Source organism: Actinoplanes sp. NPDC023714 (assembly GCF_040639855.1).
In the GTDB taxonomy this organism is placed as follows: Bacteria; Actinomycetota; Actinomycetes; order Mycobacteriales; family Micromonosporaceae; genus Actinoplanes.
Map to the genome: position 1 here is coordinate 444,685 of NZ_JBFAAR010000002.1, position 20,939 is coordinate 465,623.

Sequence of the window (20,939 nt, forward strand, 5' to 3'; positions counted from 1 at the left end):
TCGAGGCGTGACTGCGGACTACGGGCTGGGCATCGACCTCGGCACCACCCACACGGCGGCCGCCGTGCTGGCCGACGGGCGCGTCGAGTCGGCCCGGCTCGGCGCGCGCCGGTGGGAGATCCCGTCCGCGATCTTCGTGAAGGAGGACGGCGGCCTGCTCGTCGGGGAGGCCGCCGAACGCCGCGGCCAGGACGAGCCGGCCCGGCTGGCCCGCGAGTTCAAGCGCCGCCTCGGCGACCCGGTCCCGGTGATCGTGGGCGGCGTCCCGCTGTCCACCCTCACCCTCACGGCGAAGCTGCTGCGCTACGTCCTCGACACGGTGACGGCGCAGCGGTCGGCGCCGCCCGCGCAGGTGGCGATCACCCACCCGGCGCACTGGGGACCGTACAAACGCGACCAGCTCGACCAGGCGATCCGCCTCGCCGACGCCGGACCGGTCCGGCTGCTCAGCGAGCCGGAGGCGGTGGCCCGCCGGCACGCGGCCGCCGGCCGGGTCGGGCCGGGCGAGACCGTGGCCGTCTACGACCTGGGCGGCAGCAGCTTCGACGTCGCCGTGATCCGCCGCGACGGCGACGAGTTCACCCTGCTCGGCACCCCCGAGGGCGTCGACCAGCTGGGCGGCGGCGACTTCGACGAGGCGGTCTACGCGCACGTGCTCGACGCCCTCGGCGGCGTCGACCTGCGCGCCGCCGAAGACCCGGAGACGGCCGCGGCGCTCGCCCGCCTGCGCCGCGACTGCGTCGAGGCCAAGGAATCCCTCTCGTTCGACACCGAGGTGACCGTCCCGGTCGCGCTGCCCGGCCGGCACACCCGCGTCCGGATCAACCGCTCGGCCTTCGAGGCCCTGATCGCCCTCCCGGTTCGCGACACCCTCGACGCCACCCGGCGCGCGTTGCGCTCGGCCGGCATCCCGCCCGAAGACCTCGCCGGCATCCTGCTGGCCGGCGGCTCCTCCCGCATCCCGCTGATCACCTCGGTCCTGGAGCGGGAGCTGGGCCGCCCCGTCCTGACCGATTCCCACCCGGAGCTGAGCGTCGCCTTGGGCGCGGCTTCGACGTCGGCCAGACCTTTCCGGGGTACGCCGGAAGCCGCCGTCCCCGCCGGGCCTCTTCCCGCGGATCCCCATGCCGCCGGATCCCCTCCCGTCGGTGCCGAGTCCATTCCCGACGTTTCCGTCTCGGCTGGTCCTGTCCCCACCGGCGGCGACGCTTCCGAGATCTCCCGGCGCGAGTCGGCGATCGTGGCTCCCAACGGCGGCCCGCCCACCCGGACCTCACCGACCGAACCGGCCCGGACCGGCGCGGTGAGTCCGGCCGGCGGTGGGTCGCCGGCGGCGCGGCTCGGGCTTTCGGTGCGGCCCGCGCCCAAGCAGGACTTCACCGAGCTGCGCACCCCGGCCGACCCCTGGGCCGCCGTGGAGGCCGCCGAGGCGGAGGCAGCCCGGACCGCCGCCGCGGAGGCCGCGGACGCCGCCGCCCTGCGCGCTGCTGCCGCTGATTCCGAAGTGGCCGGTGCGACGGTTCCGGTCTCTCCGGCTTCCGGTGGGGTGGGTGAGGAGCATGAGCCGAGCACCGCGGTCATTCGGGCCGGCCACGCGACGGGTACCCCGTACGGAAGAAAGGCTCTGACCGCACGCCGCCGACGGACCGTGACCATCGCCGGGGTCGCGGTGGTCGCCGTCGCGGCCGCCGCCACCGGGATCGTGCTGTCCAACCTGCACGACGACAACCGGGCCTCCGGCGCCGGACCGACCGCGGCGCCCTCGTCCGCGGTCGCCGGACCGGCCGCGCTGCCCGCGCAGAAGCTGGTGATCCGGACCGATACGGGCGGGAGCATGGGGTCGGCCACCTGGGTGACGCGGATCCGGACGCTCGACCCGGTCAGCGGCGCGCGGCAGGACCTGGCCGGGACCGAGCCCGGCGACACGCTGCCGCGCTGGTCGAACGACCGTTCGCGGATCGCGCTGACCCATCGCGACCCGGACCGGACGAACGCGATCTACGTGATGGACCGGACCGGGGCGGACCGGCGGCTGCTCGTCGACGACGTGAGCGGCGGCCGGGTGGTGTGGTCGCCGGATGATCAGCGCCTGGCGTACGTGAAGAAGTCGCAACTGTTCACGATCCCGGCGGGCGGCGGCGAGCCCACCCAGCTGACCACGTCGAACGCCCCGAAGGACGATCCGATCTGGTCGGCCGACGGCAGGTCGATCATCTATTGGGCGGAGGAGGACGGGGTGCGGTCGCTGTTCGCCCTGAACGTGGCCGACCCGCAGGAGCCCGGCGAGCGGATCACCAAGGCCGACCTGGGCGACGCCATGGACCCGGCGATCTCCCCGGACGGCTCGCAGATCCTGTTCACCCGCAAGATCGACTCGTCCAACTACGACATCTGGCAGATCGGCGCCGACGGCTCCCGTCCGAAAGCGGTCACCAACGACGAGGCCCGGGAGATGGACCCGACGTGGTCGCCGGACGGGGAGTGGTTCGCCTACGTACGCGGGGACCTCGACCATCCGAAGGTCTACGTCGAACGCCGGGACGGTTCGGGCGAGCAGCCGCTGACGCGCGGCAGCGATCGGGAGGGCCACCCGTGCTGGTTCTGATCTCATGAGCCGGTCGATCGGCGTGCTGCTGCTGGTGCGGTACTGCAGCTGGCACGCCGATGCCGCCCGGGACCTGCTGTCCCGGGCCGCCACCATGGACCGCCCCGAGACGCTGCGCCGGGACGCCGCCCGGTGGCTGGAGACGCACGGCCCGTCGGTGGTGTCCGAGCACGTCAGCCTGGTCCACGAGGTCGCGGTCCTGCTGGACGACCCCGGCGACCCGGAAGCCCTCGGCGACTGCCTGCGCCGCGCGAACCAGCTGGCGCAGGCCGCGGTCCACCGTCACCGCGGCGCCGTCGACGCGGTCGACTTCCCGGCGATCGAGGAACAGGCGAGGCGGCTGTCGATGACCGATCCTGCCCAGGCGTTGGAGTTGAGCCGGGAGTTCGCCCGCCTCTATGCGGAGGTGCTCGAGAGCGCGTGAGGCGGCCTGCTAGAACTACCGGATGCCCGATACCGCTGAGGTCGTCGCCACTGTTCGCGAGAATTTCGGCCCGGAGTTCGTCACGGCCCGGCTCGCCGCCGAGGAGCGGACGCGGGCGTTCCTCGACGAGCACGCCGGGACCATGGACGCCGAGCGGATCATCGCCCTCGGCCGGCTGATCAACGAGCACGGCAAGCTCGGCCGGGTGCGCTACGACCGTTTCACGCCGGGCTTCACCGGCGCGATCATGAGCAAGCTCGGCAGCGATCCGGGCACGTTCAACACGATGACGACCCGGCTGTGGCGGGAGCCCGTCGAGGACGCCGTGGCGACGCTCGGGGGGATCTACGCCGATCGGTCGACGTTCCCGCACGCCGGTTCCTCGTTGCCGAGCTTCCTGCTCTACCTGCGCGATCCCGAGCGGTTCGGCATCTGCGTCAACGCCACGATGCTCGGACTGGCTCACGAGACCGGCGCCCACTACCAGGCCAAGAGCCTTTCCGGGTACGAGAGTTTCAGCGCCGACCTCCGCGCATGGCGTCACCGGCACGGCGTGGCGCCGCAGGAGGCCGACGCGATCCTCACCGCGATCATGCGGGCCGCCAAGCCGGCGGCGGTGGCGGTGGAGAAGCTGCCGCTCACGGTCGGGATCGAAGGGGTGGCCGAGGGCTGCTTCCTCGGCGTCGAGCAGGTGGACCAGTGGGTTCAGGCGCTCACGACCGGCATGCGGCAGGGCGTCTTCCACGGCCCGCCCGGCACCGGCAAGACGCACGTGGCCCGGCTGCTCGCCCGGCACCTGGCCACCTCGCCGGACCACATCGAGCTCACCCAGTTCCACCCGGCGTACTCGTACGAGGACTTCATCGAGGGGCTGCGGCCGGAGACGTCGGGCGGCGGGCTGCGCTACGAGGTGCGGCCCGGTGTGTTCGCGCGGCTCTGCGACCGGGCCGCGAAGGCGCCGGACGAGACGTTCGTGATGATCATCGACGAGATGAACCGGGCCGACCTCGCCGCGGTCTTCGGGGAACTGCTCTACCTGCTCGAGTACCGCGGGGCCGAGGTGACCCTGCCGTATTCGCAACGCCGGCTCGCCGTACCCTCCAATGTCTTTCTGCTCGGGACCATGAACACCGCCGACCGCAGCCTCGCGATGCTCGACTTCGCCCTGCGCCGCCGATTCAACGCCTTCCCGCTGCCACCGGACGAGACCGTACTCGCCCGCTGGACCACGGGCCGGCCGGACGGCAACGCCGAACTCGCCCTCGGTGTCTTCCGGCTCATCCGGGACCGGGTCGGCCCGGACGCGCCGGTCAGCCCCGGGCACTCCTACTGGATGACCGAGGCACTGGACGCCGCGGCCGCCGAACGGATCTGGGAGTACCAGCTGCGGCCGTACCTCGCCGAGTACTGGTTCGAGCAGCCGGCCGAGCTGAGCAGGCTGGACACCGACGTCAGGTCGCTGATCGCGGAACTCGCCTGAATGCTGCGCCTCGTCGAGTATCAGACGACGACGGTGCGGCTCACCGCGCCGGAGGCCGCCGAGCTGGCCCGGATGACCGTCGGAACCCGCGGCGGCGACGGCCGGGCCCGGATCGTCCAGCGGCTCACATCGACGGCCGAGCCGGGGTGGTACGACCTCCAGCCGGGCCCCTACGTCGGCAGGTTCCAGCTGCTCAGCGGGCAGGTGGTCGAGGTGGCCGGCCGGTTCCCGTTCCAGGACCTGGCGACGCTGCTCGGGCTCGGCCGCGGCACCGCCCACCTCGAGGAGTCCGCCACCCCGGGCAGCGGCGGGCCCGGCCTCGTGGATCTGATCGCGCTCGCCTTCGTCCGGGAGGCGGAGCGGGTCGCGAGCCAGGGACTGGCCAAGGCGTACCAGCGGCGCGCGTTCACCCGGCCGCCGTATCCGGGAGCGCCGTCGGCGACCCTGCACCTCCGGGCGCACGCGGGCCGCCCCGACCGGCTGGCGACCTCGGCGAACCGGCTCACCCCGGACGTGCCGCTCAACCGGCTGGTTGCGGCCGCGCATCGCCGGCTCTCCGGTCTTCCCTATCCGGACGCCCGTCTCGGCACGCGGGTCCGCGCCCTCGATCCGGTCTTCCGCGGCATCACCGTCGCACCGGGCCGCCCGGCCGCGATCGGCCCGGTGCCGGCCCGCTACCGCGAGCTCGAACGGCTGGCCCGCCTGCTCCTGGACGACAGCGGCATCCTGCCCACCGGCGCGGGGCTGTCCGGGGTGAGCGTCATGTTCGACATGACCCGGATCTGGGAGACGTACGTGGGTGCCTGGCTGCGCCGCCGCTCACCGGGCCTCACCGTGGCCGGTCAGCAGCCCATCCCGCTGACCGGCTCCGGGCCGCGGCGCACCGGAGTCGCCGACTTCGTCGTCTACGAGGCCGGTAGACCGGTCGCGGTCTACGACGCCAAGTACCGTCCCTGGCGGCCGGCGCCGAGCACCGACGAGATCTACCAGCTGTTCACGTACGCCCAGCGGCTCGGCGTCACCGAGGCGGCGCTGGTCTATCCGGCGGCCGAGAGCCGCCGGTCCGCCACCACGGTCGGCCCGGTCACCATCACGTCCCACGCCGTCCCGATCTCGCCGTCCTGATTCTCGGTGACTTCGCCGTCCAACAGTGCCGGTGCGGCGAACACCTTCCGTACGAAGTCAAAACCGTGCTCGGGAAGGTGGACCCCAATGCTCCGACGACGCTTGCTGACGACGACCCTCTTCACGGCTCTCGCGTCCACGGCCGCCGTGTCGGTCCCGGCCGCCGCGCAGGCTGCCGATCCGCTGCAGATCAGGGCCATGCAGTGTGTCGCCAGCCAGGCCGGCTCGAACTTCGGGCAGATCAGCTGCTTCGTGGCGTGGGTGGGCGGCGAGGACCCGACGGTGGGCCGGTTCGCGGCGGCCGGTGGCAACCTGCGTGACCGGCGCGAGGAGAGCGACGCGGCGACCCGGCGGGTGACCTTCTACGCCACCTGCTGGACCCCCACCGAGATCATCGTGACGGCGACGGTCACCGACGCGCTCGGCGTGCAGGCCACCTGGCAGGTCAACACCCGATGCATCACCGGCCGGGCCGGGCAGTAGCGAGTGGAGGGCGGCGCGGCTCGCCGCCCTCCACCGGCGCGCGGTCGTGGCGGGCATCGTCCGTCATGCGGGATCGGGGCGGCCGCCGGCGGTGGGGTCAGGACGCCGCGCGGATCACGGCGTCGAGGCTGGCGGCCAGCACCGATCGGTCGCGGCCGGCGGTCCAGCGCGTCGCCCCGTCGACGCGGTGTTCGAGGAGGGTCAGCGCCTCCGAGGAGGAACCCGTCCCGATGCTCGTCTGGTGCAGGCTCACCACGTCGACCGGGCGGCCGCGCGCCGCCAGCTCGGAGACCAGCGCCTCCACCGGGCCGACGCCGGAGTGCACGCCGGTCTGCGACACCCCGTCTATGCGTACGGTGATGGTGGTCTTGGAAGAGGACGTCTCGTAACCGGTCAATGTCACGTGCGAGTGGTCACCGAGGTAGGCGGTCTCGAAGAGGGACCACAGCTCGGCCGCGGACACCTCGTCGCCGGTCGCGTCGGTGTGGCGCTGCACGTGCCGGGCGAAGTCGATCTGGAGGCGGCGGGGGAGCTCGATGCCGAACCCCGTCTCCAGCAGGTACGCGATGCCGCCCTTGCCGGACTGCGAGTTCACCCTGATGATCGCGTCGTAACCGCGGCCCAGGTCGGCCGGGTCGATCGGCAGGTAGGGGACCTCCCAGGTGCCGGGCCGATGCACGGCGAGTCCCTTTTTGATCGCGTCCTGGTGGGTGCCGCTGAAGGCCGTGTGGACGAGGTCCCCGGCGTACGGATGGCGCGGGTGCACCTCCAGGCGGGTGGCGTGCTCGACGACGCGGCGAACCTCGTCGATGTCCGAGAAGTCGATCATCGGGTCGATGCCCTGGGCGTGCAGGTTGAGCGCGAGGGTGGCGATGTCGACGTTGCCGGTGCGCTCGCCGTTGCCGAAGATGCACCCCTCGACCCGCTGCGCGCCGGCGAGGACGGCCAGCTCGGCGCAGGCCACCCCGGTGCCGCGGTCGTTGTGCGGGTGCACCGAGAGGATCACGCCGTCGCGCCGGGACAGGTTCTTGTGCATGTACTCGATCTGGTCGGCGTACACGTTCGGCGTGGCGACCTCGACGGTGGCCGGCAGGTTCAGGATGACCGGGCGGTCCGGGCTCGCCTCCCACAAATCGGTCATCGCGTCACAGATCTCGAGCGCGTAGTCCGGTTCGGTCAGGTTGAACACCTCGGGGGAGTACTGGAAGCGCACGTGCGGCAGGTGGCCGGCGAGCTTCCGGACGAGCCGCCCGCAGTCCGTGACCAGCTCGCGGAGGGCCGCACGGTCGTGACCGAGAACGACCTCCCGCCACAGGGGCGCGGTGGCGGCGTACATGTGGATGACCACGTCGTTCGTGATGCCCTCGATCGCGGCGACCGTCCGCTCGATGAGCTCGGGACGGGCGGGGGTGAAGACGACGACTGTCACGTCCGGCGGGACGATGCCGCCAGTGGCGATCAGGCGTACGAAATCGAAGTCGGTCTGGGAAGCGGAGGGGTATCCGACCTCGATCTCCTTGTAACCCATCGTCACCATGAGTTCGAAGAACCGGCGCTTGCGGGCGGGGTCCATCGGCTCGGCGAGCGCCTGGTTGCCGTCGCGCAGGTCGACCGGCACCCAGAGCGGCGCCGCAGTCAGCCGGCGGGACGGCCAGTCGCGATCGGTGAGCGGGACGTCGACGCGCGCATGGACGTCGCGGTACTTGTGCGACGGCATCGGTGAGGGCTGCTGGCGGTTCCAGGTCATGGGCTGACCGTACAACTCCTCAGACAAGTAGACAAGCTAGATTGGTCGGATGGGACAGGTGCGCAGGGAGCCACTCGGTGATCAGGCGGCCCGGCTGCTGCTCGATCGCATCCGGTCGGGCGAATGGAAGCTCGGCGATAAACTCCCTGGTGAGACCACACTCGCGCCGCAGCTCGGGGTCGGCCGGTCGACCGTCCGCGAGGCGATCCGCCAACTCGCCGGGCGCGGGGTGCTGGCGACCCGGCAGGGTTCCGGGGTGTTCGTGACGGCGCTCGACGCCCCCGAGGACTGGGATGCCGTGCTCCGCCGGTCCGACATCGTCACGGTGATCGAGGCGCGGATCGCGATCGAGGTGGAGGCGGCGTTCCTGGCGGCCGAGCGGCGTACCCCCGCCGATCTCGCGGCGATCCGCGCGGCCCTCGCCGACCGGGGGCGGCGAACCGGATCCATCGAGGATCATGTCGACGCCGACACGGCCTTCCACCGCGCGATCGTTGCGGCGTCCGGTAACTCTCTGCTCACCGACCTCTTCGACGGCTTCACCCCGCGCAGCCGCGCCTCGATGATCGACATGCTCCGGCTGCGCGGCACGTTCGGTGACGACATCGATCAGGACACGCACGCTGCGTTGCTGGCCGCCGTCGCCGACGGTGACGGGGAGGAGGCGGCGAGGCGGAGCCGGGCGCATCTGCTCGCGATCAAGAAGTGGGTGTCACCTTCTCCGGCTTCTCCGGCTTCTCCGGCGAAGCTCGCGTCCATCGACGTCCCAGAGCGATGATCAACCCCATTTTCCGTACGTCGGAAGCCCCCGATTCTGATCCCTCTCAGACATCCGCGCCCACGGCCGGCGCCTCGGAGGCCGGCCGCCGGTCAGGGGTCCGCCACCACCGCCGCGACGCCATGCCGGCCAGCATCGCCCCGGCGGCGTTGACCAGCACGTCGTCCACCGACGACACCCGGTCGAGCCGGAGGACGTACTGCGCCACCTCGACCACCACCGAGCAGCCCGCCCCGAGCGCCAGGATCCGCGGCACCGACGCCAGGGCCGCGAACCGCAGCGGCGCGAAGAACCCGGCCGCCGCGAAGATCAGCAGGTTCCCGCCGATCCCGAGCGGCCCCATCGTCACCAGATCCCGCAGCGGCACCAGGCTCCACCGTCCCGGGACGGCACCGGCGCCCGGCCCGGGCATGAGGGTCAGCCACACCATCGGCACGGTCCCGTAGACGATCCCCACCTCGGCCACCGACCTCCGCCACACGTCGGCGCCCCCGGCAGCGCGCCGCACCCAGGCGATGACGCCCACCAGCGCCACGGCCAGCGGCAGGCCCGCGATCGTCATGAGCACCACACCGTTCTCGGTGTCATAGCACCCGTGCCAATACCCGCCGAAGCACCGGGGCGCCGACATCATCAGCGGCCGCCGGACGGCATAGAGCCCGCCCACCAGCACGAGAACGGTGAGCCCGGCGTAGACCATGCGTTTCATGCGCCCATTGAAGCGATCGTTTCGTCACCCTGACATAAGCGTTCCACCGGCGTCAGCGCCCGCCCACCAAGAGCCGCCTCAAGGAGCCGCAGCCTAGCCTCCTAGGACACCTGAAGGCCGCCGTAGTCCCGCCGCATCACCGTCGATCCTTCAGTGAGGAGATCACGCCTACACTCCGTCCGGTGATCGTGCGCAGAGCCGGCGCCGCGGACGCGGCGGCGCTGGCGGAGCTCCAGGACGTCCGACCGGCAGACCTCACCGCGTTCGCCGACTGGATGAGAGTCCGCGCCGGCACCGCCCTGCTGACCGCGATCCCCGCCGAGGCCCGCGCTCGCGACCTGTCCCACGTGACGGTCCACTCCGGCCGTCGCGCGGTCGGCTTCTACCTCCGCAACGGCTTCATCCAGCACCGTCAGCTGCTGCTCTGGGAGCCGCCGCCGGCCACCTAGGACCAGCCGCTCAAAGCGAGCCCCCGCCCCTCCCGCCACGCGGCCACCCCCGCGGCCGACGACGGGAAGGTGTTGGCGGGCAGCTTCGCGGCCGGGAACCAGGCGAGCTCCGCGCACTTGTGCGGCTCGTTGTTGAACGGCTCGCCGTGCCGCTCCGGGTGGTAGCCGGCGGCGAACACGAGCCCGAGCCGGCCCCGCCCGCCGTCGTTGCGGCGGTGCACGGTCACGGCGAGGCGTACGTCGTCCGGGCCGAGGCGGACCCCGACCTCCTCGGCGCCTTCCCGGCAGACCGCGGTCACCACGTCCTCGCCGTGTTCGAGTTTGCCGCTCGGCAGGTTCCACTGCCCGTCCGCGAAGCCGGTGCCCTCGCGCAGCGCCAGCAGCACCCGGTCGCCGTCGAAGAGGAGGAGGAGAACGTCGATCGGATGCAGGGGAGTGGCGGGCATCAGTCGCGCTCGTCGAGCAGGTCGCGGAGCAGCCGCTCGTCCTGTTCGCTCAGCGTGCTCACGAACCGGCGCAGCACCGACGCCCGATCGGGTTCGACCGCCATGAGCCGGCTCATCCGGTCGGCGACGAGGCCGGCGGGATCGGCCAGGGCCCCGTACCGGAAAGCTCTTCCGTCCCGATGCCGCGCGACCGCCCCCTTCTCGTGCAACCGGGTCAGCGTCGTCACGACGGTGCTGTACGACAACCGCCCGCTGGGATCGAGCAGATCACGGACCTCGCCGGGGGTCAGCGGCTCGGTCGTGCCGCCCAGCACCGTCACGATCTCGGTCTCCAGCTGGCCGGGCCGGCGGCGTGTGCTCACCGGAGCAGGGTATCGATCAAGCCTGTGTGTCAGGTGAACAGGCTCCTGCCCCAGAAGTCGTCGGCGGCCCGGAGCCCCGGCGGACAGGCGAAGATCCCGCTGGAGATGTGCCGGATGTACTCGTTCATGACGTCCTTCCGGGCCAGCGCCGTCTGCACCGGGATGAACCCGGTTCGCGGGTCGCGCTGGTAGGCGATGAAGAACAGTCCCGCGTCGAGCCGTCCGAGCCCGTCCGACCCGTCGACGAAGTTGTAGCCGCGCCGCAGCAGGCGCGCGCCCCGGTTCTGGGTGGGGTGGGCGAGCCGGACGTGTGCTTCGAGCGGGATGACCGGTTTGCCGTCGGACTGGGCCGTGAAGTCCGGTTCGTCGAACTCCGACGTTCCGCCGAGCGGCGCCCCGGAGCCCTTCGTCCGGCCGACGATCGCCTCCTGCTCGCCCAGCGGCGTCCGGTCCCACGTCTCCACGATCATCCGGATCTTGCGGGTCACCAGGTAGGAGCCGCCGGTCATCCACGACGGCCCGTCGCCGTCCCGGACCCACAGGTGCTCGTCGAGCAGCGCGGTCTCCTCGGCCTTCAGGTTCGCCGTGCCGTCCTTGAAGCCGAACAGGTTCCGCGGCGTGGCCTGCGACGTCGAGGTCGAGGACGTCCGGCCGAAGCCGAGCTGCGACCACCGCACGCTCACCACGCCCATGCCGATCCGGGCGAGGTTGCGGATCGCGTGCACCGCCACCTGCGGGTCGTGCGCGCACGCCTGGATACCGATGTCGCCGCCGGAGATCTTCGGATCGATGGCGTCGCCGGGGAAGTGCGGAAGATCTTCGAGTACGACCGGACGCTGCTTGGCGAGCCCGAACTTCGTGAACAGGCTGGGACCGAAACCGATCGTCAGCGTCAGCCCGGAGGCGGGCAGCCCGATCGCCTCGCCGGTGTCGTCCGGCGGCGCTTCCGGGATGCCGCCGACCGCGCCCATGGTGCCGGCGTCGAGTCCGGCGGTCATGCGTGCGGCGGCGGCGGTCCAGTTCTCCAGCATGGCGACGAGTTCCTCGCGGTTGCGAGTGATCACGTCGAACGCCACGAAGTGCAGACGGTCCTGCGCCGGCGTGACGATGCCGGCCTGCCGTACCCCGTAGAAATCAATCGCGTCGCCGGCGCCGGCTCCCTCAGCGGAAGCCACCGGGACCGTTTCTGATCCTCCGGCGAGGGCGATGGCGCCGCCGGCGGCGGCGAGACCCACGCCGGCTCCTGCCATCCCGATCATGCTGCGGCGCTTCACTCTGCGATGGCCTTTCCTAGGGTACGGGCGGAGGCTGCGGCTACTTGCTCGCGACGAGGCCGGCCACCTTGCTGATCGGCTCGGCCAGCGCGTTGATCTGGTCACTGAGGGTCTTCAGGTCGGCCTCGGAGAGCTCGTTGTGCAGCTTCCAGCCGTCGCCGGAGCGGTGCGTCGCGAGGCCGGCCTCGACCGCGGCGAACTTCTCGTCGAGCGTCTTCACGAGCGCCGGGTCCTTCTCCTCGAGCGCCGGCCGCAGCGCCGCGATGGCCGCCCGGGAACCCTCGACGTTCGCCGCGAAGTCCCACAGGTCGGTGTGCGAGTAGCGGTCCTCCTCGCCGGTGATCTTGCCGCTGGCGACCTCGTCGAGCAGCTCCTTCGCGCCGTTGGCGAGCTGGAGCGGCGACAGCGGCTCGCTGTTCGCCTTGTCGACGATCTTCTGGACGTCGGCCAGGAGCTTGTCGGCGATCGGGCCGGACTCGCTGATGTCGCCGGTCTCCCAGAGGTCCTTCTCGATCCGGTGGTAGCCGGTGAAGTCCTGGCCCGGCTCGAGACCGTCCTCGCGGCCGTCGATGGCCGGGTCGAGGTCGCCGAAGATCTCCGCGACCGGCTCGATCCGCTCCCAGTAGGTGCGCGACACCGGGAACAGCGCCTTCGCCTTCGCCACGTCGCCGGCCTTCACGGCCGCCACGAACTCGGTGGTCTTCTCGATCAGGGCGCCGGTCTGGCTCTTCACGTACCGCTGGTAGTCGGCGGTGGCCCCGGCCAGCTTCGCGTCCTCGGTGAGCGCCGCGGCGGACCCGGTAACGGTGAAGCCGTTGCGGATGCCCTTGCCGATCATGCCGGGTTTGCAGGCGGTCTCGTACGTGCCGGCGGCGAGCTCGACGTGCAGCTCGCGGGACAGTCCGGGCGCGATGTTCTCGACCTCGCCCATGACCCGGTCGCCGGCGGCGTAGACGTAGAACTCGGTGACCTTGCTGCCCTTGTTGGCGATCGCGAAGGTGACGGTCCCGGCGCCGGACTCGGACTTCGCGACGTCGCAGGTGGTGTCGCTCGCTGCCACGGCGATGGTCCCGTCGCTCGTCCCGGCTTCGTCGTCAGTGCTTCCGCATCCGGCGAGCATCAGGAGGGAGGCGGCGGAGGCGGCGGTGATGCGGCGCATGGTTCTCCTAGGAAACTTTCTGGGGAGCGGGAGCGATCTCTGCCGCCGGCTTCCGGGCGGGCCAGAGGAAGAGCATGAGTACGGGGATCCCGTAGGCGAGCCAGGCGACGGTCTCCAGGACGGTCGGCGCCGGCGTGAAGTTGATCATTCCGCGGAGCAGTTCGGCGTACCAGGACTCGGGCGGGAACGCGCCGCTCACGTCGAAGGCCTGGTCGTTCAGGCCGGGGAGCACGCCGGACTCCTGCAGGTCGTGCACGCCGTACTTGGCGATGCCCGCCGCGACCAGCACGAGCAGGGCGCCGGTCCAGGCGAAGAAGCGGGACAGGTTGATCCGGACCGCGCTCAGGTAGAGCAGCCAGCCCAGCGCCACCGCGGTGAGCAGCCCCAGCGTGATCCCGATCAGCGGGCGGGCGCTGTCGGTGGCGCCCTGCGCGGCCGCGTAGAACAGCACCGACGTCTCCAGGCCCTCCCGGATCACCGCGAGGAACGCGACCGAGGCGATCGCGAACGGGCCGACCGCGATCGCGTCCTCGAGTCGTCCGCGCAGCTCGCTGCCGATGCTGCGGGCCATCCGGCGCATCCAGAAGATCATCCAGGTGACGAACGCGACGGCCACGAAGGACGCGATCGCCTCGAAGAGCTCCTGAGCAGTGAACGAGAGCCGGGCGATGCCGATCTGGAGCAGGACCGCCACGGCGATCGCGATGACGGCGGCCGCGGCGACGCCGGACCAGACGTACCGCAGCAGCGGCTTGCGATCGGTCTTCACCAGGAAGGCGACCAGGATGGACACCACCAGAGTGATCTCCAGGCCTTCACGGAGACCGATCAGGTAGATGGCGCTCACCAGCACTCCTGAGGTTAGGCATACCTAAGGTTTGGTGAGGCAACCTTCTTCTATTCCGTTGTAGAAGTCAAATGCCGACGGCCCGGCGCCATGGCCGGACCGCCCCGTATTGCTCGATGAACGGCTCAGATGGCCTGGTACTCCTCCACCTTCTCGACCGGCCACCCGATGAACGCCGCGATCTCCTCGGGCTCCTCGGACAGCGCCCAGTCCTCGATCACGTTCGCCAGGCTCTCCGGCAGGCCGTCGGCAGTGACGTAGTCGATGCCGAGGTCCTCGAGGATCCGGTCGTAGTGGATCCACTTGTCCTCGGGGTCGAGGTCCTTACCGGCCGCCTCGTACCCCTCGGTCCCGTCGTTGCCCGCGGCGAGGATCTCGTTGGTCCGGTAGTCGATGATGTCCCAGACGTCGTCCTCCATCTGGCCGCCGGTGACGATCCGGTGCCCCTGGCTCTCCAGCTCCTCGATCCGCGCCTGGATCTTGGCGGCGTCGGCGTGGTTGGACTCCAGCACGTTCTGGATATGCGTCTTCAGCAGGTCACTCACGCCCTGATCCTCTCAGAGCGGCCGGCGGCTACCTTTACCGCAGGGCCCCCGCGCTTTACCGCAGGGCCCCGCGAGAGAAGGAGTCACGATGTTCGACCACTTCCTGGTTTCCGTCGTCGTGATCCCTCCCGTACTGGTGATCGCCGTCCGCCTGCTGGCCGAGCACCTGCCGCCCCGGATCGCCGCGAGCGCGGTGGCCTGGTCGGCCGCGGGCGCCGCGCTGGCCAGCCTGACCAACCTGGCCGTCTTCGCGCTGAAGGCGTTCGCCGAGATCCCGGTGATCGGCCGCGACTTCGGCTGGTCGTCCCGGGTGGTCGCGGCCGACACGGCGCGCGAGCCGTGGGTGTCGTGGCTCAGCGTCGCCCTGCTCGCCGCCGCCCTGATCGCGGTCCGCGTCGTCCACCGCCGGCAGCGCACCATGATCGAGCTGTCCCGGATACCGGCCGGGGGCCACCTGATCATGCTTCCGGACCCCGCCCCGCACGCGTACGCTGTACCCGGCAAACCCGGTCATATCGTGGTCACCACCGGCATGCGGGACGCGCTCACCGACGATCAGTTCCGGGCACTCCTCGCCCATGAACAGGACCATCTCGACGCCCGCCACCACCGTCTCGTCCGGATCAGCGAGCTCGCCGCGGCCGCCCATCCGGCGCTCTGGTGGGTCACCCGCCATGTCGACTACCTCGTCGAGCGCGCCGCCGACGAACGCGCCGCCGCGGTCGTGGGCTGCCGCCGCACGGTCGCCCAGGCGATCGGCAAGGCCGCCCTGGCCACCACGAGACCGCAGGTGGTCGGCCTGCACGCGGCGGGCGGCGCCGTCCCGCGCCGGGTCCGCCACCTCCTCGGGCCCCCGGTCCGGCGCGCCGGCGCGATCCTCTGCGTCCTGCCCGTGGCGCTGGCCGTCTTCTCGCTGCTCTGGACCGGGGAGGCGGCGTACGACCTGGGGGAACTGCTGCACGCGGCGATCCTGCGGCGGTGAGCGGTGTTAGGCTCGCGGTCACTGTACTGAGCTGACGTCCCAGTCCGACCTGTCTGGCAGCTCCCGTTCACGCGGGTGGAGCTTCCCTTGCCGACAGGTCGGATTTTTCGTATTTTCGCTGTTCTGCGATCGCCGGTTCTCGCTGTTCTGACGTTGCCGGGCGCCGTTCGTTTCTTCGTGCCGGCCGTGACGGCCCGGCTGGGCGTGGCCATGAGCGGGCTGGCGGTGTTCTGGGCCGTCCAGGCGTCGTCGGGTTCGTTCGCCCGGGCGGGCGCGGCCACCGGAGCCTTCGCCGTGGCCGACGCCCTGGCCGGACCACAGATAGGCCGCTTGATCGACCGTCATGGCCAGCGCCGGGTGGTCCCGTTCTCAACGGCCGCCTTCGTAGTAGCCGCGGTCGTGCTGATCGCCGCCTGCACGCGCTCGCCGTCCCCATGGCTGCAGATCGCCGTGGCCGCAGGAGCAGGCGCGACCTTACCTCCGGTCGGTGCCCTGTCCGCGGCCCGCTGGCGCACCGTCACTGCTCGCCGTCCGGCCGGCATTTCCGCTTGCCGGGCTGGCACGTCCGCTTGCCGGTCTGGCACCTCCGCTTGCCCGGCTGGCACCTCCGCGCGACCGGCCGGCACCTCCGCTTGCCCGGCCGGTTACTCCGCTTGCCGGGCTGGCACCTCCGCTTGCCCGGCCGGCGGGTCTCCTTCCGGGGCGGCTCTTCTTCCGGCTGCGCTCTCCGTCGACGGCGCGGCGAACGACCTGGCCTTCCTGGCCGGGCCCGTACTCGTCACCACCCTCAGCGCCGGCGTCACCCCGTGGGCCGGGTTAGCGCTAGCTACCATTCTGGTAGCCGCCGGTATCACCGGATTACTGACCGCACGTTCCACCGAGCCACCGCCGGCCGGCCGATCGCGGGGCCTGCTGATCGACCGCAGGCTGCTCAACCACCGCTTCGTAGTCCTCTTCGCCGCCAACACCGCGATGGGCCTCTTCTTCGGCGGCATCGGCGTAGTGATCACCGCATTCGCGTTCGCGCACCACGCCGGCGCACTGGCCGGCCCGATCACCGCGGTCAGTGGGGTAGTCAGCCTCGCGGCGGGCCTGACCTACGGATCCCTCGCCGCAGCCCCTTCCCGGACCATCCGGGCGGTCGCCTCATCTCCTTCGCGGGCCGTGGGGACGGCGGCCTCATCTCCTCCGCGGACCATGCGAGCGGTCCCTTCGTCTCCTCTGCGGACGGTGCGGGCGGTCGCCTCATCTCCTTTGCGGATCATGCGAGTGGCCGCCCTGACGATCACCGCGGGTTGCGCCGTGCTCGCGCTCACCCCGAACGTGCCGGCCATGTTCGCCGGTTACGCCCTCGTCGGCGGCTGCGTCGCCCTGGTACTGATCCCCGGGGCGGTCCTGCTGCAAGAGGCCACTGTCCCGGAGGTGTATACGCAGGCCATGACCTGGATCAACTCGGCGAGCGCGGCCGGTATCGCCATCGCGGCCCCTTCGGTGGGGCAGGTCGTCCAGTCGGCCGGTTGGCCGGTCGGGTTCCTGCTCCTGGCCGGGCTCACCGCCACGCTGCCATTGACCTTGATGACGTATGAATGGGGGACTGCCCGGCGTACGAAATAGGGGTGTGAAATATGCAGGAAGAAGTGCTGGATCGAATCCGGCGGGGGAGGCTCTACACCGAGTCGGAGGCGGCCTTCCAGAACCCGCGGCGGCGTGCGGACCTGATCTTCGAGTACAACAACACCCGCCCGGGCGACGCGGATCAACGCCGTGACCTGCTGGAACGCATCCTCGGATCGGTCGGCGCCCGTACCGTGCTGCTCTCGCCGTTCCACGCCGGGTTCGGTAGCAACGTCCACATCGGCGACGACTTCTTCGGCAACGTGAATCTCACGTTCGTCGATGACTTGAGATCAGGATCGGTCACGGCGTGATGATCGCGCCGAGCGTCACTCTGACCACTACCGGACATCCGGTGCACCCCGATCTGCGCGAAGATTTCCGGCGCTTCTCCGAGCCGATCGTCATCGAGGACAGGGTCTGGATCGGTTCGAACGTCGTCGTCCTGCCCGGCGTCCGCATCGGCTACGGCGCGGTGATCGGCGCCGGAAGCGTGGTCTCCCGCGACATACCGCCCATGACGGTGGCGATGGGTGTGCCGTGCAGGGTGGTCCGGCCCATTACCGACGAGGACCTCAAAACGCGTAATCCGTAACGGATCTCCCGGCCGGTGTTCGACGCCGAGCCCGACGAGTGGAACCGCGCGCGGCCGGCGTGGAGCGGTCACCCGCCGGCTGCAGCCTGTGGCTCTGAAACGGCCCGAAACAGCAATGGGCTGCAGCCGACGAAAAACGACGATGGCCGGTGCGGTGCGGTGCGGTGCGGTGCGGTGCGGTGCGGTGCGGTGCGGTGCGGTGCGGTGCGGTGCGGTGCGGTGCGGTGCGGTGCGGTGCGGCGCGGCGCCTTAGCCGACGGTAGGCGCGAGTGGCTGGGCGGCGCTGTAACCCGTCGGTCGGAGCCCGGAGCCCGGAGCCCGGAGCCCGGAGCCGGGAGCCGGGAGCCGGGAGCCTGGAGCCGGGAGCCCGGAGCGCGAAGGCTCGGAGCGCGAAGGCTCGGAGCGCGAAGGCTCGGAGCGCGAAGGCCTGGAGCGCGAAGGCCCGGAGCGCGAAGCCTGAAGCCCGGAGCCTGGCCTGCCGCCGCAACCGACGGTCAGTCGCCAGGAGCCTGCTTCGCCCGGCGCGCGCGGGCCTCAGACGCGTCGAGGATCGAAAGTCACTCCGTACCCGTGAGGGCCGGCCTGTCCTCCGGAACAGCGGCTTCGCGCCGGGAGATGCGGCCGGCCGGGACGATCACGTGCGCCAGGCGCGCGTCGGGCTCGGCGTCGGGAAAGGTCAGATGTTCGAACTTCGCCATGCCGCGACGATCGGACGCGGACGGCCCGACTTTACGGCCGGCGGCCGAAGCGTGATCCCCATCGCAGACACGACACAAGAGGCCGGTGGCCTCTTACGATAAATCCATAAGATTCCACTGGCCCTTAAAACTCGAGGAGACCCCCATGAGCAAGGTCTGGCTGATCACCGGCACGTCGCGCGGACTGGGCCGCCGACTCGCCGAAGGCGCACTGGCCGCCGGCCACCGCGTGGTCGCCACCGCCCGCGACCCCCGGCGACTCGCGGATCTGACCGCGACCTACGGCGACGACGTCCGCACGATCGCCCTCGACGTCACCGACGAAGCCGCCGCCCACGCCGCGATCGACACCGCCGTGACCGCATTCGGCCGGCTCGACGTGCTGGTCAACAACGCCGGCTACGCGGACGTCACGTCGATCGAGGACATGCCGCCCGCCGAGTTCCGGGCGCAGATCGACGCGAACTTCTTCGGCGTCGTCAACGTCACCCGCGCGGCACTTCCGGTCATGCGCCGGCAGGGCAGCGGGCACATCATCCAGATCTCGTCGGTGGGTGGCCGGGTCGGCGGTCCCGGGCTGGGCGCCTACCAGTCGGCGAAGTGGGCGGTCGGCGGCTTCTCCGAGGTCCTGTCGAGGGAGGTGGCCGGCCTCGGCATCAAGGTCACGATCGCCGAGCCGGGCGGGATGCGCACCGACTGGGCCGGCACGTCGATGGCCGAGCACCCGGTCAGCGACGCGTACCGCGCGGTCATCGAGCCGGTCGTGGCCCGCCTGAGGAGTGCCGACGGCCGCCAGCCGGGAGATCCGGCCCGCGTCGCAGGGGTGCTCATCGACCTGGTCGAGCACCCGGAGCCGCCGCTGCACCTGCTGCTCGGCGCCGACGCGGTCGCGGTTGCCGCGCAGCAGGCGGCGACGTTGAGGGCCTCCGATGAGCGGTGGCGTGCCGTGAGTGAGTCGGTAGCCTCAGCCCGATGACCACCCCGGAGTTCCAGCGCGCCCGCAGCCCCGAACAGCGCGAACTCCGCCGCCGTGCCATTCTCGGCGCGGCGGCGGAACTGCTGACCGAAATACCGCTGAGCGACATCAGCCTCCGCGAGCTCTCCCGCCGGGTGGGCCTTTCCAAAACCAACGTGGTCCGCTATTTCGAAACCCGCGAGGCGGTCTTCTTCGCCCTGCTGAATCAGGAGTTCGACGAGTGGCTGGCGAGCCTGCCCGCCCAGCTCCCGGAGGGTGAGCCACTCGATGTCGTCGATGCGCTGGCCCGTTCGGCCGCCGGCCGCCCGCTGTTGTGCGAGCTCTGGAGCGCGCTCGGCACCGCATTGGAGCGCAACCTTTCCGCCGAAACGGCGCGCGCCTTCAAACTCGCTCATGCGGAACTGCAGGTGCGTCTGGCGAAACTTCTCATCGTACGAATGAAGCTCTTGCCCTGGACGGCCGCGCGAGAGCTCGTCGCGACCCTGATCCTGCTGGTGGCGGGGTTGTGGCCGTTCGCCAATCCGTCACCGGCGGTGGCCGAAGCGGTTCAGGACCCGCGCCTGGCCCATTCGCGCGTCGATTTCGCGGCCCGGCTGTCCCGGGCGATGCAGGTGACAGTGACCGGGCTCCTCGCAATGGAAAGTGACTCTCAGTAACGCCGTCGCCCCCGATAGCGCCGCTTCCCGCGCACGGCCAGCGCGATCCCGATCGTCGCCACGACCACGACCGGAATCGATAACAGCGCGACGGGCCGCAGGGTGAGCGCTGCCGGCGGTCCGGCCTGCGGAGCGGCGACCGGCTTCGATCGCGAGCGGCCCGGGGCGGGAGACGAGGCGGGCGACTTCGAGGGCGCCGCCAGATCCGACTTGATGACCTTCAGGATCCAGGGCGCCACCGCATCGACCCTGGTGGCGATGTCCGGCCCGGTGTGCGGGCACGAGGGTCCGCGACTGACCACGCCGATGACGGTGGCGGCCCCGCCCGACTCGGTGAAGTACGGCCCGCCCGAGTCCCGCTCGCACGGGCTCGTGCTCGCCTTCGGCGCCAGCCCGGAAAGGCCCATCTCGACCTTCTCGACGCCGCTGACCTTGAACTGCCCTGTCCGCAGGCGATCAGGCGTCTTCCTGTTCGTGGCCTTCGTGAACCCGTACCCGACAAGCCGTGCCTTCTGCCCGGCGGCCGGACGTTTCCGGCTGAGCCGCAGGGGAGTGATGTCCGTTATCGCCCTGTCGAGCCGGGCGAGCGCGACGTCGGCCGACCCGTGCTGGCGCACCTCGACGACCTCGGCCATGTGCCCGTCCTCGCCGGTCAGATCGGTGCGCCCGACCGCCGCGAGGGACTCCTCGGCGACCGGCCGATCGACCCGGTCGCCGTTCTCGTCCTGGAAGCAGTGTCCGGCGGTGAGCACCCAGTGCGGCGAGATGAGGCCGCCGGAGCAGGAGCTGTCGCGGGTGCCGCCGTCGGTGGTCGGAATACCGTTGTCGATCAGCTTGACCGCGAACGGATAGCGCCCGTCGGGCACGCTCTCCCCGTTCGCGATGGCCTCGGCCGGGGCAGCCGCGACGACCGCCCCCACCGGGATCGCGAGGAGCGCCGCGAGCATCTTCCACATCTTCGTCGTCACCGTCCGTGAAGCTTAGG

23 protein-coding genes are annotated in these 20,939 nt (G+C 71.2%); 13 read left to right on the forward strand and 10 right to left on the reverse strand.

Annotated features, from left to right (window positions below; all coding sequences use genetic code 11):
- The first annotated feature begins 7 nt into the window (after positions 1-7).
- From AB0G10_RS09855 to AB0G10_RS09875, 5 genes are all read left to right on the forward strand, one after another.
- Positions 8-2,605, forward strand: coding sequence for an Hsp70 family protein (locus AB0G10_RS09855; protein ID WP_360918388.1), 2,598 nt, complete (start codon positions 8-10; stop codon positions 2,603-2,605).
- A gap of 4 nt (positions 2,606-2,609) precedes the next feature.
- Positions 2,610-3,029: a hypothetical protein gene (locus AB0G10_RS09860; RefSeq protein ID WP_360918389.1), complete on the forward strand. Its 420-nt coding sequence runs from the start codon at positions 2,610-2,612 to the stop codon at positions 3,027-3,029.
- 22 nt (positions 3,030-3,051) lie between these two features.
- Positions 3,052-4,509, forward strand: a complete 1,458-nt coding sequence (locus AB0G10_RS09865) for an AAA family ATPase (RefSeq protein ID WP_360918390.1) — start codon at positions 3,052-3,054, stop codon at positions 4,507-4,509.
- A complete protein-coding gene (locus AB0G10_RS09870; RefSeq protein ID WP_360918391.1) occupies positions 4,510-5,634 on the forward strand; it encodes a hypothetical protein in 1,125 nt (374 codons plus the stop codon). It abuts the gene before it with no gap.
- Positions 5,635-5,721: 87 nt separating this feature from the next.
- Entirely contained in the window at positions 5,722-6,117 is a 396-nt protein-coding gene (locus AB0G10_RS09875) for a hypothetical protein (protein ID WP_360918392.1), read from the forward strand.
- Between the two features lie 97 nt (positions 6,118-6,214).
- Here AB0G10_RS09875 and AB0G10_RS09880 read toward each other — a convergent pair whose 3' ends face one another.
- Positions 6,215-7,864 (reverse strand): 2-isopropylmalate synthase, encoded by a 1,650-nt coding sequence (locus AB0G10_RS09880; protein ID WP_360918393.1) that lies wholly within the window; start codon positions 7,862-7,864, stop codon positions 6,215-6,217.
- A 49-nt stretch (positions 7,865-7,913) separates the two neighbouring features.
- On the opposite strand from AB0G10_RS09880, the gene AB0G10_RS09885 reads away from it, so the two are divergent.
- Positions 7,914-8,642 (forward strand): FadR/GntR family transcriptional regulator, encoded by a 729-nt coding sequence (locus AB0G10_RS09885; RefSeq protein ID WP_360918394.1) that lies wholly within the window; start codon positions 7,914-7,916, stop codon positions 8,640-8,642.
- A 46-nt stretch (positions 8,643-8,688) separates the two neighbouring features.
- Here AB0G10_RS09885 and AB0G10_RS09890 read toward each other — a convergent pair whose 3' ends face one another.
- On the reverse strand, positions 8,689-9,351 hold the full coding sequence (locus tag AB0G10_RS09890; RefSeq protein WP_360918395.1) for a VanZ family protein: 663 nt from the start codon (positions 9,349-9,351) through the stop codon (positions 8,689-8,691).
- A gap of 182 nt (positions 9,352-9,533) precedes the next feature.
- Here AB0G10_RS09890 and AB0G10_RS09895 point away from each other — a divergent pair, with 182 nt between their 5' ends.
- Positions 9,534-9,800, forward strand: coding sequence for a GNAT family N-acetyltransferase (locus tag AB0G10_RS09895; RefSeq protein WP_360918396.1), 267 nt, complete (start codon positions 9,534-9,536; stop codon positions 9,798-9,800).
- Here AB0G10_RS09895 and AB0G10_RS09900 read toward each other — a convergent pair.
- The 6 genes from AB0G10_RS09900 to AB0G10_RS09925 all read right to left on the reverse strand — a co-directional run bounded on the left by AB0G10_RS09900 (position 9,797) and on the right by AB0G10_RS09925 (position 14,433).
- Positions 9,797-10,246, reverse strand: coding sequence for an NUDIX domain-containing protein (locus tag AB0G10_RS09900; RefSeq protein WP_360918397.1), 450 nt, complete (start codon positions 10,244-10,246; stop codon positions 9,797-9,799). The two genes, AB0G10_RS09895 and AB0G10_RS09900, sit on opposite strands and share 4 nt — an antisense overlap.
- Complete coding sequence (locus tag AB0G10_RS09905; protein ID WP_360918398.1) at positions 10,246-10,608, reverse strand: BlaI/MecI/CopY family transcriptional regulator; 363 nt, start codon at positions 10,606-10,608, stop codon at positions 10,246-10,248. The genes AB0G10_RS09900 and AB0G10_RS09905 overlap by 1 nt, the downstream gene beginning before the upstream one ends.
- A gap of 29 nt (positions 10,609-10,637) precedes the next feature.
- The gene (gene efeB / locus AB0G10_RS09910) at positions 10,638-11,882 is read right to left on the reverse strand and encodes an iron uptake transporter deferrochelatase/peroxidase subunit (protein ID WP_360918399.1); all 1,245 of its coding nucleotides are present in this window, start codon (positions 11,880-11,882) and stop codon (positions 10,638-10,640) included.
- 40 nt (positions 11,883-11,922) lie between these two features.
- Positions 11,923-13,041, reverse strand: a complete 1,119-nt coding sequence (efeO, locus tag AB0G10_RS09915; RefSeq protein WP_360918400.1) for an iron uptake system protein EfeO — start codon at positions 13,039-13,041, stop codon at positions 11,923-11,925.
- A 7-nt stretch (positions 13,042-13,048) separates the two neighbouring features.
- On the reverse strand, positions 13,049-13,888 hold the full coding sequence (efeU, locus tag AB0G10_RS09920) for an iron uptake transporter permease EfeU (protein ID WP_360918401.1): 840 nt from the start codon (positions 13,886-13,888) through the stop codon (positions 13,049-13,051).
- 125 nt (positions 13,889-14,013) lie between these two features.
- Complete coding sequence (locus tag AB0G10_RS09925) at positions 14,014-14,433, reverse strand: hypothetical protein (RefSeq protein WP_360918402.1); 420 nt, start codon at positions 14,431-14,433, stop codon at positions 14,014-14,016.
- An 88-nt stretch (positions 14,434-14,521) separates the two neighbouring features.
- Between AB0G10_RS09925 and AB0G10_RS09930 the strand changes: the two genes are divergently transcribed.
- From AB0G10_RS09930 to AB0G10_RS09945, 4 genes are all read left to right on the forward strand, one after another.
- Positions 14,522-15,415 (forward strand): M56 family metallopeptidase, encoded by an 894-nt coding sequence (locus AB0G10_RS09930; RefSeq protein WP_360918403.1) that lies wholly within the window; start codon positions 14,522-14,524, stop codon positions 15,413-15,415.
- A gap of 177 nt (positions 15,416-15,592) precedes the next feature.
- Positions 15,593-17,029: an MFS transporter gene (locus tag AB0G10_RS09935; RefSeq protein WP_360918404.1), complete on the forward strand. Its 1,437-nt coding sequence runs from the start codon at positions 15,593-15,595 to the stop codon at positions 17,027-17,029.
- A gap of 23 nt (positions 17,030-17,052) precedes the next feature.
- The gene (locus tag AB0G10_RS09940) at positions 17,053-17,343 is read left to right on the forward strand and encodes a maltose acetyltransferase domain-containing protein (protein WP_360918405.1); all 291 of its coding nucleotides are present in this window, start codon (positions 17,053-17,055) and stop codon (positions 17,341-17,343) included.
- Entirely contained in the window at positions 17,343-17,624 is a 282-nt protein-coding gene (locus tag AB0G10_RS09945; protein ID WP_360920670.1) for a DapH/DapD/GlmU-related protein, read from the forward strand. Before AB0G10_RS09940 ends, AB0G10_RS09945 begins: the two co-directional genes overlap by 1 nt.
- A 557-nt stretch (positions 17,625-18,181) precedes the next feature.
- On the opposite strand, the gene AB0G10_RS09950 is transcribed toward AB0G10_RS09945, so the two are convergent.
- The gene (locus tag AB0G10_RS09950; RefSeq protein ID WP_360918406.1) at positions 18,182-18,322 is read right to left on the reverse strand and encodes a hypothetical protein; all 141 of its coding nucleotides are present in this window, start codon (positions 18,320-18,322) and stop codon (positions 18,182-18,184) included.
- A 145-nt stretch (positions 18,323-18,467) separates the two neighbouring features.
- On the opposite strand from AB0G10_RS09950, the gene AB0G10_RS09955 reads away from it, so the two are divergent.
- Together AB0G10_RS09955 and AB0G10_RS09960 are read left to right on the forward strand one after the other, a co-directional pair.
- A complete protein-coding gene (locus AB0G10_RS09955; RefSeq protein ID WP_360918407.1) occupies positions 18,468-19,298 on the forward strand; it encodes an oxidoreductase in 831 nt (276 codons plus the stop codon).
- Positions 19,295-19,954 (forward strand): TetR family transcriptional regulator, encoded by a 660-nt coding sequence (locus tag AB0G10_RS09960; RefSeq protein WP_360918408.1) that lies wholly within the window; start codon positions 19,295-19,297, stop codon positions 19,952-19,954. The genes AB0G10_RS09955 and AB0G10_RS09960 overlap by 4 nt, the downstream gene beginning before the upstream one ends.
- Here AB0G10_RS09960 and AB0G10_RS09965 read toward each other — a convergent pair.
- Entirely contained in the window at positions 19,948-20,922 is a 975-nt protein-coding gene (locus AB0G10_RS09965; RefSeq protein ID WP_360918409.1) for a trypsin-like serine protease, read from the reverse strand. The genes AB0G10_RS09960 and AB0G10_RS09965 overlap by 7 nt on opposite strands.
- Positions 20,923-20,939: the final 17 nt, after the last annotated feature.